Genomic DNA, 13,483 nt, shown 5'->3' with positions numbered 1-13,483 from the left:
GTGAGCGGTACCTCCTGATTTCGAAGGTGGAGCAGTGAGCCACTACAAGAGCAACCTCCGGGACATCGAGTTCAACCTGTTCGAGGTCCTCGCGCGCGACGAGATCCTCGGCACCGGCCCGTTCGAGGAGATCGACACCGCCACGGCGCGCTCGATCCTCAGCGAGGTCGACCGGCTGGCGGGCGACGAGCTCGCCGCGTCGTACGAGGACGGGGACCGGCACGCGCCGGTGTTCGACCCGGCGACCGGCACCGCGGACGTCCCGGCGTCGTTCGCGAAGAGCTACCAGGCCTGGATGGACGCGGAGTACTGGCGGCTCTCGATCCCCGCCGCCCTCGGTGGCCAGCCCGCGCCGTCGACCCTGAACTGGGCGATCGGCGAGCTGGTGCTCGGCTCGAACGCGCCGGTCTGGATGTACGCCTGCGGCCCGAGCTTCGCCTCGATCCTGCACCGCAACGGCAACGACCGCGACAAGAAGATCGCGGAGCACATGATCGAGAAGCAGTGGGGCGCCACCATGGTGCTCACCGAGCCCGACGCCGGCTCCGACGTCGGCGCCGGCCGGGCCAAGGCCACCCAGCAGTCCGACGGCTCCTGGCACATCGAGGGCGTGAAGCGGTTCATCACCTCCGCCGAGCACCAGATGAGCGAGAACATCATCCACCTCGTGCTGGCGCGGCCGGTGGGCGTCGAGGGCAAGGGCGGACCCGGCACCAAGGGCCTCTCGTTGTTCATCGTCCCCAAGCTGCACTTCGACCTCGAGACCGGCGAGCTGACCGGCGAGCGCAACGGCGCGCACGTCACCAACGTCGAGAAGAAGATGGGCATCAAGGTCTCCAACACCTGCGAGGTCACCTTCGGCGAGCACGAGCCCGCCCAGGGCTGGCTGCTCGGCGAGGTGCACGACGGCATCGCGCAGATGTTCCAGGTCATCGAGAACGCCCGGATGATGGTCGGCACCAAGGCCATCGCGACGCTGTCGACCGGCTACCTCAACGCGCTCGACTACGCCAAGAGCCGCGTGCAGGGCCCGGACCTGACCCGCGCCTCGGACAAGACCGCGCCGCGCGTCACGATCACCCACCACCCCGACGTACGTCGCTCGCTGATGACCCAGAAGTCGTTCGCGGAGGCCATGCGCGCGCTGGTGCTCTACACCGCCTCCTGGCAGGACCGGGTGATGGTCTCCGAGCACAACGGCGAGAAGGACGAGCTCGCCGAGCGGGTCAACGACCTGCTGCTGCCGATCGTGAAGGGCTACGGCTCGGAGCGCTCGTGGGTGCTGCTCGGCACCGAGTCGCTGCAGACCTTCGGCGGGTCCGGGTTCCTGCAGGACTACCCGATCGAGCAGTACGTCCGGGACGCCAAGATCGACACGCTCTACGAGGGCACCACGGCGATCCAGGGCCAGGACCTGTTCTTCCGCAAGATCGTCAAGGACCAGGCCACGGCGCTCGGCTTCCTGGCCGGCGAGATCGAGAAGTTCATCGGCAGCGGGGCCGGCAACGGCCGCCTCAAGAACGAGCGCGAGCTGCTCGCCAAGGGGCTCGAGGACACCCAGGCGATCGTCGGTCACCTGATCACCGACCTGATGTCGGCCGACCCGAACGCCGAGGGCGGCAGCATCGCGAACATCTACAAGGTGGGCCTGAACACCTCGCGCCTGCTGATGGTGCTCGGCGACATCGTCTGCGCCTGGCTGCTGCTGCGGCAGGCGGAGATCGCCCTGGAGAAGCTCTCCGGCGACACCGGCAAGGACCAGGCGTTCTACGAGGGCAAGGTCGCGGCGGCGCAGTTCTTCGCCCGCACCGTGCTCCCGAAGATCACCGCCGAGCGGGCCATCGCCGAGGCGACCGACCTGTCGCTGATGGAGCTCGACGAGTCCGCGTTCTGACCGACCCGCCCGACGTACGACGGCCGTCCCACCCGCTGCGGGTGGGGCGGCCGTCGCACGTGACCTGAGCGGTCCCGGATTGAGATCGCCGGGCCAGGGGTATCCCTGTGACCGAGGGCACACCGCCCCGGGCGACCGCGGTCGCAGAGAACCTAGGAGACAACATGGGTATCGGTACCGGCATCGTGCTGCTGGTGGTCGGCCTGATCCTCGTGCTCGGTGTCGTGAACTTCGACATCGGCCTGGTGGACGACGTGGCACTCGGGTGGATCCTGCTGGTCGTCGGCGTGCTGGCGATCATCCTGGCGCTGGTGATGAACCAGCAGCGCTCGCGCACCAAGCACGTCGAGGAGCGTCGCTACGACGACCCTGCCCGCTGACCCGGACAGACAGAAGGGGCGTCGAGACCATGGTCTCGACGCCCCTTCGGCGTTCGTCAGGCTGAGGCTCAGCGGTCGGCGGGCGACCAGCGCTCGCTGCGGCTGACGGTCTTCGGGCGACCGTTGCCGGTCTGCCCCGCGCGGCCGCCGCGGCTGGGGGCGCTGCCCCGGTAGCCGCCGCTGCTGCTGCGCGACGAGGAGCTGTTGCTGCCCCGGTAGCCGCCGGTGCTGCTGCCACCGCGGTAGCCGCCGGTGCGGCCACGGCTGGCGGAGGTCGAGCCGCCCTTGTTGGCCTGCGGCGCCGGGGTGCCCGACGTCGAGAGCGCCTCCGCCGTCATCGGGTGGGGGGTGTTGCGCGAGTCGTGGTGCAGGGACTCGACGCCGGCCCGGCTCATCAGCCGCACGACGTCGTCGACCTGGCGCGGCGTGGTGATCGAGACGACCGCACCGGCCTCGCCGGCCCGCGCCGTACGCCCGGAGCGGTGCAGGTAGGCCTTGGCGTCCGCCGGGGCGTCGAAGTGCACGACCAGGCCGACCGAGTCGACGTGGATGCCGCGCGCGGCGACGTCGGTGGCGACGACCACGGAGGCCTTGCCCGAGGAGAACTTGTGCAGGTTGCGCTCGCGCACCCGCTGCGACAGGTTGCCGTGCAGGTCCACCGCCTCGATGCCGTGCGTGCCGAACGCCTCGGCCAGCTCGGTGGCGCCCTCACGGGTGCGGGTGAACACGATCGAGCGCGGGTTGGCCTCGATCAGCGCGACCGCCGCCTCCACCTTGTCGCGGAAGCCGCCGACGACCAGCACGTGGTGCGCCATCGTGGTGACCGAGCCCTTGTTGGCGTCGAGCTCGTGCAGCACCGGCTCGCGCAGGTGCGCCCGGACCAGGCGGTCGACGTCACCGTCGAGCGTGGCCGAGAGCAGCATCCGCTGGCCGGTGGACGGGGTGGCCTTGAGCAGCTTGTCGACGGCCGGGTAGAAGCCCAGGTCGCACAGGTGGTCGGCCTCGTCGAGGACGGTGATCTGCACGTCGTCGGTGCGGCAGTGGCCCTTGTCCATCAGGTCCTGCAGGCGACCCGGCGTGGCGACGACGATGTCGGCCCCGGCCTTCAGCTGCTTGATCTGACGGTCGTACGGCGTGCCGCCGTACACGGTGACGAGCTTGAGCTGGGTGGCGAACGCGAGCGGCTCGATGGAGCGGCGCACCTGGGTGGCCAGCTCGCGGGTCGGCACGATGATCAGCGCACGCGGGTGCTTGGGGCGGCTGTGCTCACCGGCCAGGCGGGCCAGGATCGGCAGGCCGAAGGCGAGCGTCTTGCCGGAGCCGGTCTGGGCGCGGCCGAGCACGTCGGAGCCCTTCATGGCGTCCGGGATGACGGCGGCCTGGACCGGCGTCGGGGTGGTGATCTCGAGCTTCTCGAGAGCCATGATCACCTTGCCGGACAGGCCGAGCTGGGCGAAGGAGGGCAGGGTCGGGGCAGGGGAAGACAAGAAGGTTTCCTCAGGATGGCGGGCACGTCCCTGCAACGAATCCACGGCGTGGTCCGGCGAGCCTGCGAGACGCAGTTCGTGCCCGATCACTGGTCTTGCGCGACGATCCGCGCACCCACACCGGGCCACAAAAGAAGGCCGACGAGCGGCCTTGGCTACCTCGATCCTACCAGCGCACCCGGACGAGGCCGACCAGAGCGAGGGAGACCTGCACCACGCTTCGCCGACCCGGCGCGTCTGGCGGCCCGGTTCGCGCCGACCCGGCGTGTCTGGCGGCGGTACGCCCGCCAGACACGCCGGGTCGGCGGGATCTGGCCGCCACTGGCGCCGGGTGGGCGGTCAGGCGAGCCCGGACAGCGGCAGCACCAGCCGGGCCTCGCCGCCGGAGGTCACCCGCACCGGCACCCCCCAGTCCTGCTGGTGCAGGTGGCAGGCCGCGCCCTCGCCGCCGTGCGCGTCGCAGGAGGCGGCCCGGGCGGCCACGTGCAGCACCCCGTCGCCGACCGCGGCGTCGATGCTGACCACCCGGGCCAGGTCGGTGCCGCGGCCCTCGCCCGCCCGGATCAGCCCCGGCGGCGTCGAGGACACGAAGAGCTGGGACGGCGGCCCGAACCGGTCGTCGACCTTCTGGCCGGGCGGCGGGGTGAAGTCCACGACGATCTCCAGGTCCCCGCCGGCGATCTCGGTCACCGGGCGCTGCGTGGTGTGCGCGAACCCGTCGGCGCGGGCGACGCCGGCCAGCGGGACCCGGGTCAGCCGGTGCGCCGCGGACTCCACGACCACCAGGTGCTTCCCGTCGACGACCGCGCCGCTCGGCTCGGCCAGCCCGGTGGCGATGGTGGTCACCTGCCCGTCCGCCCAGCGTCGTACGGCGCCGTTGTAGGTGTCGCAGACCGCGACCGAACCGTCGGGCAGCACGGTCACCCCCAACGGGTGCTGGAGCAGCGCGGTGCCCGCGTCGCCGTCCTGGAACCCGAAGTCGAACAGGCCGGTGCCGACGGCGGTGCGCACCTCGCCCGCCTCGACGTAGCGCAGGCTGGAGGTCTCGCTGTCCGCGATCCACAGCCGGTCCCCCGCGGCGGCCAGCCCCGAGGTCTGGGCGAACCAGGCCTCGGCGAGCGGGCCGTCCAGCAGGCCCTCGTGGGCGGTGCCGGCGGCCACCTCGACGGCACCGGTGCGCGGGTCGAGGGTCCAGAGCTGGTGCACCCCGGCCATCGCCACCCAGACCCGGTCCTGCCACCAGGCCACGTCCCACGGGCTCGACAGCGCGCCGTCGTCCTCGCCCGGCACCAGCTGCCGACCGGTCCCGGCGAGCGTGCGGACGGTGCCGGTCGCGAGGTGCACGCCGCGCAGCGCGTGGTTGACGGTGTCGGCGACCACCACGTCGTACCCGACCGCGGCGGCCAGGTCGTCGGGCAGCAGGCACAGTCCGTTGGGCTCGTTGAAGGACGGCCGCCCGCCGTCGACCAGGCCGCGCTCCCCCGACCCGATGCGGCGTACGACGGTCTCCGCGTCCGCCGCGAGCTCGACGAGGGCGTGGTGCCCCGCGTCCGCGACCAGGAAGCCCCCGCCGGGCAGGGCGACCGTCGTGGCCGGGAACAGCAGGTCGCCGGATTGCACGGGCGGGGCGACGTAGGGCGAGCCGCCCGGCTGCAGCGTGCCGCGGGCGCGGTGCTCGTCGCGCAGCTCGGCGACGAGGGCGTCGATGGCGTGGGCGTGCCCCTCGCCGGCGTACTGCGCGACGACGTAGCCCTCCGGGTCGACGAGCACCAGCGTCGGCCAGGCGCGGGCGGTGTAGGCCTGCCAGGTCACCAGCTCCGGGTCGTCGAGCACCGGGTGCTCGACCTGGTAGCGCTCGACCGCGGCGCGCAGCGCGTCCGGGTCGGCCTCGTGCACGAACTTCGGCGAGTGCACGCCCACCACGACGAGCTCGCCGTCGTACTTCTCCTCCAGGGGGCGCAGCTCGTCCAGGACGTGCAGGCAGTTGATGCAGCAGAAGGCCCAGAAGTCGAGCAGCACGAAGCGGCCGCGCAGGTCGGACAGGCGCAGGGTCTGGCCGCCGGTGTTCAGCCAGCCGCGGCCGGCGAGCTCGGGGGCGCGGACGCGGGGACGACGGCCGGTGTCGGGAGCACTCACGCCGGTAGTTAACGCGAGAGGGCCCGCGCGTCATCCCGAGGGGTCGGCCGGAGCCGGTGGCGGCGGGCCAGGGTCGCGGCCGGGCCCGTCCGCTCGGAGGGTGGTCCGGCGGTCCCGGGTGGTGAAGGGTGGTCTCGACAGGCTCGACCGCCCGAGAACAGGCTCGACCGCCCGAGAGCCAGGCTCGACCAGCCGCTGGAGGTTCCGTGTTCTACCCGCTGACCGTTCGTGACTTCCTGGACCGCGCCGAGAGCGTCTACCCCGACCGGGTCGGCGTCGTGGACGAGCCGGACCAGCCGGCGCCGAGCCTGGGCGACCTGACCTACCGGCAGGTCGCCGCGAACGCCCGGGCGCAGGCGGCGCAGCTGGACCGGCTCGGCGTCCCGGTGGGCGGCCGGGTCGCGGTGATCTCCCAGAACTCCGCCCGGCTGTGCACGTCGTTCTTCGGCGTCAGCGGCTGGGGCCGGGTGCTGGTGCCGGTGAACTTCCGGCTGAGCCGTCCCGAGATCGAGTACATCGTCGGCCACTGCGGCGCCGACGTCGTCTACGCCGACCCCGCGCTGAAGGACACGCTGGCCGCGCTCGACGTCCGCCACAAGTTCCTGCTCGGCGAGGACGACGACCTCTACCTCCCCGGCACCGAGCCGCGGCCGTGGGACGAGCCGGACGAGGGGGCGACGGCGACCATCAACTACACCTCGGGCACCACGGCCCGGCCCAAGGGCGTCCAGCTCACGCACCGCAGCCTGTGGCTGAACGCCACCGTGTTCGGGCTGCACGCGGGCATCAGCGACCGCGACGTCTACCTGCACACACTGCCGATGTTCCACGCGAACGGCTGGGGCATGCCGTTCGGGATCACCGGCGTCGGCGGCCAGCACGTCGTGCTCCGCCAGGTCGACGGCACCGAGATCCTGCGCCGGGTCGAGCGGCACGGGGTCACCGTGATGTGCGCGGCGCCGGCCGTCGTCAGCGCGGCGCTGGAGGGCGCCGCGACCTGGGACGGCGAGGTCCCGGGCCGCGACCGGGTGCGGATCATCGTGGCCGGCGCTCCCCCGCCCACCCGGACGATCGAGCGGGTGATGGAGGAGCTCGGCTGGGAGTTCATCCAGATCTACGGCCTGACCGAGACCTCGCCCCTGGTGACGGTCAACCGCGGCCGGGCCGAGTGGGACGGCCTCGACACCCACGAGCGCGCCCGGCGGCTCGGCCGGCAGGGGGGCGCCCGCGCTCGGCGTGCGGGTCTCGATCGACCCGCAGGGCGAGGTGCTCACCTCCTCCAACCACAACCTCGACGGCTACTGGGAGCAGCCCGAGGAGACCGCACGGGTGACCGAGGGCGGCACGTTCCACACCGGCGACGGCGGCTACCTCGACGAGGACGGCTACCTGGTGATCTCCGACCGCAAGAAGGACGTGATCATCTCCGGCGGCGAGAACGTCTCCTCGATCGAGGTGGAGGACGCGCTGATGTCCCACGCGGGGGTCCGCGAGGTCGCGGTCATCGGCATCCCCGACGAGAAGTGGGGCGAGCTGATCACCGCGCTGGTCGTGCCGGCCTCCGGCGAGGTGACGGCCGAGGAGCTCGTCGCGCACTGCCGCACCTGGCTGGCCGGCTACAAGTGCCCGAAACGGATCGACTTCGTCGACGAGCTGCCTCGTACGGCGACCGGCAAGCTCCAGAAGTTCAAGCTGCGCGAGCCCTTCTGGGCCGGCCAGGACCGTCAGGTGCACTGACCGCGGGGTCAGTTCTGCACGTCGAACAGGAACACGCCGGCTCCGGACACCACCTGGTTGCCCTTCGCGCACTCCACCTTCTGCACCAGCCGGTGGGTGCCGTTGGTCAGGGTGGTGGTGTCCACGCTCAGCGTGGTGGCCGGCAGCGGCCCCGGCCCGTCGGACAGCGTCGTCCCGGGGATCCCGGCGTGCGCGTTCGCGTCGAGCGCCACCCGGTGGTGGGTCGGGTCGACGTCGTCGGGTCCGTGGTCGACCTGCTGCACCGTGAACCGCACGGTGCCCTTGAGCGGCCCGTCCGGCAGGGGTACGCCGAGCACGTCGGCCTCGCAGTAGCCGAAGCCGGTGTACCAGCCCTTCGAGCGCAGGTAGGGCTGACGGGTCACGTCGGACTTGGCCTTGCCGTTCTGCACGTAGGCCTGGAAGTTCAGGCTGCTGTGCATCCGCTTGCCGTCGGGCTCGTCGACGTACACCCGGAACCGGACCTCCTGGAGGCCGCTGCGGTCGAACTTCGAGATGTCGATCGGCGCCGTCGCGGTGATCGTGCAGGTCTGGCCGACCGGACAGGTCCGCTGGCTGGGGACCACCTTGGCCACCGTCGTCTCCGAGGCGTTGGTCTTGAAGACCACGCTGACGTCCTGCAGCTTTCCGGGGTTGTCGTGCAGGATCAGGGTGAGCGGGACGGTGGTGCTTGCCGAGAGGACGTCCCGGTCGGGGATGCAGGCACCGACGTGCACGTGCCCGAAGTCCTTGCCGCCCGTCGTGCCCGGCACCGGGGACCACCACGCCTGGGACTCCGCGAACACCCGTGGTGCGGGGCAGCCGCCGGTGGCGGAGGCGGTGCCGCTGTTCCCGACGACCGCCACCAGCCCGAGCAGGCCGACCAGGCTCGCCAGTGCGAGCCAGATGCGAGATCTCATGCTTGTTCTCCCTCGAGTGACCCGGGTCCAGGGAGAGGAGTCGGCACTCGGGGGGGGCCTCTCAGCACCCCGGTCTTGACCGCAACCGGGTCGAAGACCTGAAAATCACCTTAATTTCCGCTTGTCACGTTTCAACCGGACAGAAGTGGTAAAAGGCCTCAGTTCTGCACGTCGAAGCGGAGCACGCTCACCCCCGCGAGCACCTGGTTGCCCCGGGCGCACTCCGCCCGCTGCACGAGCCGGTGGGTCCCGTTCGCGAGCCGGGTGGTGTCGACGGTGACCAGCGCGGGCACCATCGGCCCGAACCCCTCGGCCAGCATCGTGCCGGGGATCCCGGCGTGCGCGTCGGAGTCCAGCGCGACCCGGTGGTAGCTCGGGTCGACGTCACCGGACCCGTGGTCGACCTGCTGGACCGCGAAGGAGACCGTGCCGCTCACCGGGCCGTCGGGCACGGGTACGCCGAGCACGTCCGCCTCGCAGTAGCCGAAGCCGGTGTACCAGCCCTTGGAGCGCAGGTAGGACTCCCGGGTGACGTCCGAGCGGGTCTTGCCGTTCTCGACGTCCACCTGGAAGTTGAGGCTGGCGTGCAGGACCTTCCCGTCCGGCTCGGTCACGAACACCCGCAGCCGGACCTCCTGCAGCCCGCTGTGGGAGAACTTGGCGAGGTCGATCGGCGCCGTCATCGCGATCGTGCAGGTCTCCATGGCCGGGCAGGTGCGCTGGACCGGTGCGACCTTGGCCACCGTCTTCTCCGAGGAGTCCCTCCGGTAGACGACGCCGACGTCCTGGAGCACGCCCGGGTTGTTGTGCAGGATCACCGTGACCGGGAGCGCCGTGCTCGCGGTGAGCGTGTCCCGCTCCGGGATGCAGGCCCCGACGTGCACGTGCCCGAAGTCCTGCCCGCCGGTGGTGCCCGGCGCCGGGGACCACCAGGCCTGCGACTCCGCGTAGACCCACGGGGACGCGCAGCCGCCGGTCGCGGACGCCGGCCCCCCGTCGCCCCCGACCACCACGAGGACCACCCCGACCAGACTCGCCAGTGCCCCCCCAGATGCGACCCCTCATGACGCCCTCCCTCGCCTGCCCCGCCTCCCAGGAAACAGGCCCCCCCACCGGGTGCCGACAACCCCGGTCAAGACCAGCACGGGCCGGCTGCCGGGGATATCTCGGAAACGTCTTCGATGTCCACGAGGTGGGGCCAGGCCCGGGGCCTCGCGGGAGCCTGGGACAGTGGGCAGTGTGAAAGCGCTGCTCCTGGAGAACCTGCACCCGCTCGCCTCGTCGATCCTCGGCGCGGCCGACATCGAGGTCGAGAACCGACCGGGCGCCCTCGACGAGGACGAGCTGATCGAGGCCCTCGACGGCGTCGACCTGCTCGGCATCCGCTCGAAGACCGAGGTGACCCCCCGCGTCCTGGCCGCCCGGCCCGACCTGGTCGCCATCGGCGCGTTCTGCATCGGCACCAACCAGATCGACCTGAACGCCGCTACCACGCACGGGATCGCCGCGTTCAACGCGCCGTTCTCCAACACCCGCTCGGTCGTCGAGCTCGCGATCGCCAACATCATCGCGATGGCCCGCCGGCTCACCGAGCGGGACAAGGCGCTGCACGCCGGGATCTGGGACAAGTCCGCCACCGGCAGCCACGAGATCCGCGGCCGGACGCTCGGCATCGTCGGCTACGGCAACATCGGCTCCCAGCTGTCGGTCGTCGCGGAGATGCTCGGCATGCAGGTCTACTTCTACGACACCGACGACAAGCTGGCGCTCGGCAACGCCCGCCGGTGCTCCTCGCTCGACGAGCTGCTCGACACCGTCGAGACGGTCACCCTGCACGTCGACGGCCGGATGGGCAACGCCGGCATCTTCGGGGCCGCCCAGTTCGCCCAGATGCGCCCCCGCTCGCTGTTCCTGAACCTCTCCCGCGGCTTCGTCGTCGACTACGGCGCCCTGCGCGACGCGGTGGCGTCCGGTCACCTGGCCGGCGCCGCGGTCGACGTGTTCCCGACCGAGCCCAAGAAGCGCGGCGACGCCTTCGAGTCCCCGCTCCGCGGCCTACCCAACGTGATCCTCACCCCGCACGTCGGCGGGTCGACGGAGGAGGCTCAGGAGGACATCGGCCGGTTCGTCGGCGGCAAGCTCCGCGACTACGTGCACAGCGGCAGCACCTCCCTGTCGGTGAACCTGCCGACGCTGACCCCGGGGCGCTCCGAGGTGTCCGAGGGACAGGCCCAGCGGATCGCGCACATCCACCACAACACCCCGGGCGTGCTGGCCAAGGTCAACCAGGTCCTCGCCGAGCACGACGTGAACATCGCCGGTCAGGTGCTCGCCACCCGCGGGCACACCGGCTACGTCGTCACCGACACCGGGTCGGGCCTGTCCGGTGAGGTGCTGGCGGGCCTGAACGCCATCCCGGAGACCGTCCGGCTGCGCGTGATCGAGTAGACGTCCGGGCCCTGTCTGGCGCCCGTTCGGACGGGTACGGTCGGGACATGACCGACTACAAGACCGTCAACCCTGCCACCGGCGAGACCGTCCGGGAGTTCCCCACCCTGGACGCAGCCGGGGTCGAGCAGGCCCTCACCCGGGTCACCTCGGGCTTCGCGACGTGGCGGGCCACCCCCGTCGCCGACCGCGCCGCCGTCCTCACCAGGGTCGCCGAGCTGTACGACGAGCGGGCCGACGAGCTCGCCCGCACCATCTCCCTGGAGATGGGCAAGCCCGTCAAGCAGGCCGCCGGCGAGGTGAAGCTCTCCTCGATGATCTACGCCTACTACGCCGAGCAGGGCCCGAAGCTGCTCGAGGACGAGCCCCTCGACGTCCCAGGGGCCGAGGAGACCGTCGTACGCAAGCTGCCGGTGGGCCCGCTGCTCGGGATCATGCCGTGGAACTTCCCCTACTACCAGGTCGCCCGGTTCGCGGCGCCGAACCTGATGCTCGGCAACACCGTCGTGCTCAAGCACGCGCCGAGCTGCCCGCAGGCCGCCCTGCTGATGGAGGAGATCTTCGTCGCCGCGGGCCTGCCCGCCGACGCCTACGTCAACGTCTTCGCCACCAACGACCAGATCGCCGACATGATCGCCGACCCGCGGATCCACGGCGTCTCGCTGACCGGCTCCGAGCGGGCCGGCTCGGCGGTCGCCGAGATCGCCGGGCGGAACCTGAAGAAGGTCGTCCTCGAGCTCGGCGGCTCCGACGCGTTCATCGTGCTGGACACCGCCGACATGGACGCCACGGTGAAGTCCGCGACCCGCGGCCGGATGTCCAACACCGGGCAGGCCTGCAACGCCGCCAAGCGCTTCGTGGTCCTCGAGCCCTACTACGACGAGTTCGTCGCCAAGCTCACCGCGTCGTTCGCGGCGATGGTCCCCGGCGACCCGATGGACCCCAAGACCGCGATCGGCCCGCTCTCCTCGCAGGCCGCGGCGGACACCCTCACCCAGCAGGTCGAGACCGCGGTCGCCGAGGGTGCGACCGTGCTGGTCGGCGGCCAGAAGGTCGACGGCCCGGGTGCCTACGTCCAGCCCACGCTGCTCGCGGACGTGAAGCCCGGCACCCACGCCTTCTCCGAGGAGCTGTTCGGCCCGGTCGGCGTGGTCTACAAGGTCGGGTCCGCGGACGAGGCCGTCGAGCTGACGAACTCTTCCTCGTTCGGGCTCAGCGGCTCGGTCTGGGGCACCGACCTGGAGGCCGCCCGCGAGGTCGCGGACCGTCTCGACGTCGGCATGGCCTTCGTCAACGAGCACGGCACCACGCTCCCGGCGCTGCCCTTCGGCGGCGTGGAAGCGTTCCGGCTTCGGCCGCGAGCTCGGTCCGTGGGGCATGGACGAGTTCGTCAACAAGAAGCTCGTCCGGGTCTCCAAGGGCTGAGGGCCGACAGTCCGATGGGACGGCTCGTCTACTCGGCGATCAGCTCCCTCGACGGGTACGTCGCGGACCAGGAGGGCGACTTCTCCTGGTCCGCGCCCGACGAGGAGGTGCACGCGTTCGTCAACGACCTGCTGCGCCCGGTCGGGACGCATCTCTACGGCCGCCGGATGTACGACGTGCTGGTTGCCTGGGAGACCCTGCCCGACGAGCCCGACGCACCGGCCGTCGTCCGCGACTTCGCGAAGATCTGGCGGGCGGCCGACAAGGTCGTCTACTCGACTACCCTGCCGGCGGTGACGTCGGCGCGGACCCGCCTCGAGCGACGGTTCGACCCCGACGCCGTCCGCCGCCTGGTGGCGTCGGCCGACCGGGACGTCACCATCGGTGGGCCCCGCCTCGGGGCGCGCGCCTTCCAGGCCGGGCTCGTCGACGACGTGCACCTGTTCTGGAGCCCGGTGCTGGTGGGCGGCGGCACGTCCGCGCTGCCGGAGGGGATCCGGCTCGAGCTGGAGCCCGTCGCCACCCACCAGTTCGGCAACGGCGTCGTGCACCTGCAGTACCGCGTGCGGCGCTAGCCCGCGACGTACCGCCGGGCCGCGCTACGCCGGGGAACCGCCGATGTTCACCAGCCACTGCACCCCGAACCGGTCGATGACCATCCCGAAGTAGTCGCCCCAGGGCGCCTTCTCCAGCGGCAGCGCCACGGTGCCGCCGGCGGAGAGCTTCTCGAAGTAGCCGCTCAGCTCGGCCTGGTCCGAGCTGTCACCGCTGAGCGACACCGAGTGGTTGCTGGTCGGTGAGAACTCCATGCTGTTCGGGGTGTCCGCGGCCATCAGCGTGTAGCCGCTCGGGGTGACCAGCTGGGAGTGCATGATCTTGCCGCTCTCCGTGTCGTCCTCGCTGGCCTGCATCTCGGCGAACGTGCTGCTGGTCAGCTCGCCGCCGAAGACCGAGTGGTAGAAGTCCATCGCCTCGCGCGCGTTGTCGCGGAACCCGAGGTACGGGTTGAGCCTGCTGGTCATGTGTCCTCCTCCTGTGCGTCTCCCGATTCTGTCCCCG

General features: G+C 71.5%; 10 protein-coding genes and 1 pseudogene. 6 read left to right on the top strand and 5 right to left on the bottom strand.

Going from position 1 to position 13,483, the window contains the following annotated elements:
* The first annotated feature begins 34 nt into the window (after window positions 1–34).
* Window positions 35–1,894: an acyl-CoA dehydrogenase gene (locus KRR39_RS21475; protein ID WP_216939418.1), complete on the top strand. Its 1,860-nt coding sequence runs from the start codon at window positions 35–37 to the stop codon at window positions 1,892–1,894.
* 164 nt (window positions 1,895–2,058) lie between these two features.
* Window positions 2,059–2,274, top strand: coding sequence for a DUF6458 family protein (locus KRR39_RS21470; RefSeq protein WP_216939417.1), 216 nt, complete (start codon window positions 2,059–2,061; stop codon window positions 2,272–2,274).
* A gap of 68 nt (window positions 2,275–2,342) precedes the next feature.
* On the opposite strand, the gene KRR39_RS21465 is transcribed toward KRR39_RS21470, so the two are convergent.
* Both KRR39_RS21465 and KRR39_RS21460 read right to left on the bottom strand, forming a co-directional pair.
* Window positions 2,343–3,761, bottom strand: a complete 1,419-nt coding sequence (locus tag KRR39_RS21465) for a DEAD/DEAH box helicase (protein WP_216939416.1) — start codon at window positions 3,759–3,761, stop codon at window positions 2,343–2,345.
* 339 nt (window positions 3,762–4,100) lie between these two features.
* A complete protein-coding gene (locus KRR39_RS21460; protein ID WP_216939415.1) occupies window positions 4,101–5,897 on the bottom strand; it encodes an NHL domain-containing thioredoxin family protein in 1,797 nt (598 codons plus the stop codon).
* Window positions 5,898–6,025: 128 nt separating this feature from the next.
* On the opposite strand from KRR39_RS21460, the pseudogene KRR39_RS25240 reads away from it, so the two are divergent.
* Both KRR39_RS25240 and KRR39_RS25235 read left to right on the top strand, forming a co-directional pair.
* Window positions 6,026–7,051 (top strand): annotated as a pseudogene (locus tag KRR39_RS25240) (AMP-binding protein); the annotation flags it as partial.
* An 82-nt stretch (window positions 7,052–7,133) separates the two neighbouring features.
* Window positions 7,134–7,634 (top strand): class I adenylate-forming enzyme family protein, encoded by a 501-nt coding sequence (locus KRR39_RS25235; RefSeq protein WP_254185329.1) that lies wholly within the window; start codon window positions 7,134–7,136, stop codon window positions 7,632–7,634.
* Between the two features lie 8 nt (window positions 7,635–7,642).
* On the opposite strand, the gene KRR39_RS21450 is transcribed toward KRR39_RS25235, so the two are convergent.
* Both KRR39_RS21450 and KRR39_RS21445 read right to left on the bottom strand, forming a co-directional pair.
* A complete protein-coding gene (locus KRR39_RS21450; protein WP_216939414.1) occupies window positions 7,643–8,551 on the bottom strand; it encodes a hypothetical protein in 909 nt (302 codons plus the stop codon).
* Between the two features lie 158 nt (window positions 8,552–8,709).
* Window positions 8,710–9,573, bottom strand: a complete 864-nt coding sequence (locus tag KRR39_RS21445; RefSeq protein WP_216939413.1) for a hypothetical protein — start codon at window positions 9,571–9,573, stop codon at window positions 8,710–8,712.
* Between the two features lie 217 nt (window positions 9,574–9,790).
* On the opposite strand from KRR39_RS21445, the gene serA reads away from it, so the two are divergent.
* The gene (gene serA, locus KRR39_RS21440) at window positions 9,791–10,999 is read left to right on the top strand and encodes a phosphoglycerate dehydrogenase (RefSeq protein ID WP_216942914.1); all 1,209 of its coding nucleotides are present in this window, start codon (window positions 9,791–9,793) and stop codon (window positions 10,997–10,999) included.
* Between the two features lie 47 nt (window positions 11,000–11,046).
* Window positions 11,047–12,999, top strand: a complete 1,953-nt coding sequence (locus KRR39_RS21435; protein ID WP_367303693.1) for an aldehyde dehydrogenase family protein — start codon at window positions 11,047–11,049, stop codon at window positions 12,997–12,999.
* A 24-nt stretch (window positions 13,000–13,023) separates the two neighbouring features.
* Here the strand turns inward: KRR39_RS21435 and KRR39_RS21425 are convergent, their stop codons facing one another.
* Window positions 13,024–13,446, bottom strand: a complete 423-nt coding sequence (locus KRR39_RS21425) for a VOC family protein (RefSeq protein ID WP_216939411.1) — start codon at window positions 13,444–13,446, stop codon at window positions 13,024–13,026.
* Window positions 13,447–13,483 lie beyond the last annotated feature (37 nt).

This window comes from Nocardioides panacis (assembly GCF_019039255.1).
In the GTDB taxonomy this organism is placed as follows: Bacteria; Actinomycetota; Actinomycetes; order Propionibacteriales; family Nocardioidaceae; genus Nocardioides_B; species Nocardioides_B panacis.
This window is presented reverse-complemented; position numbering and strand designations above follow the sequence as displayed.

What these genes read in the sequence shown, in the direction of transcription:
- KRR39_RS21450 (WP_216939414.1), bottom strand. Translation starts at nt 8,551, where the DNA reads ATGAGATCTCGCATCTGGCTCGCACTGGCGAGCCTGGTCGGCCTGCTC.
- KRR39_RS21435 (WP_367303693.1), top strand. Translation starts at nt 11,047, where the DNA reads ATGACCGACTACAAGACCGTCAACCCTGCCACCGGCGAGACCGTCCGG.
- KRR39_RS21470 (WP_216939417.1), top strand. Translation starts at nt 2,059, where the DNA reads ATGGGTATCGGTACCGGCATCGTGCTGCTGGTGGTCGGCCTGATCCTC.
- KRR39_RS21425 (WP_216939411.1), bottom strand. Translation starts at nt 13,446, where the DNA reads ATGACCAGCAGGCTCAACCCGTACCTCGGGTTCCGCGACAACGCGCGC.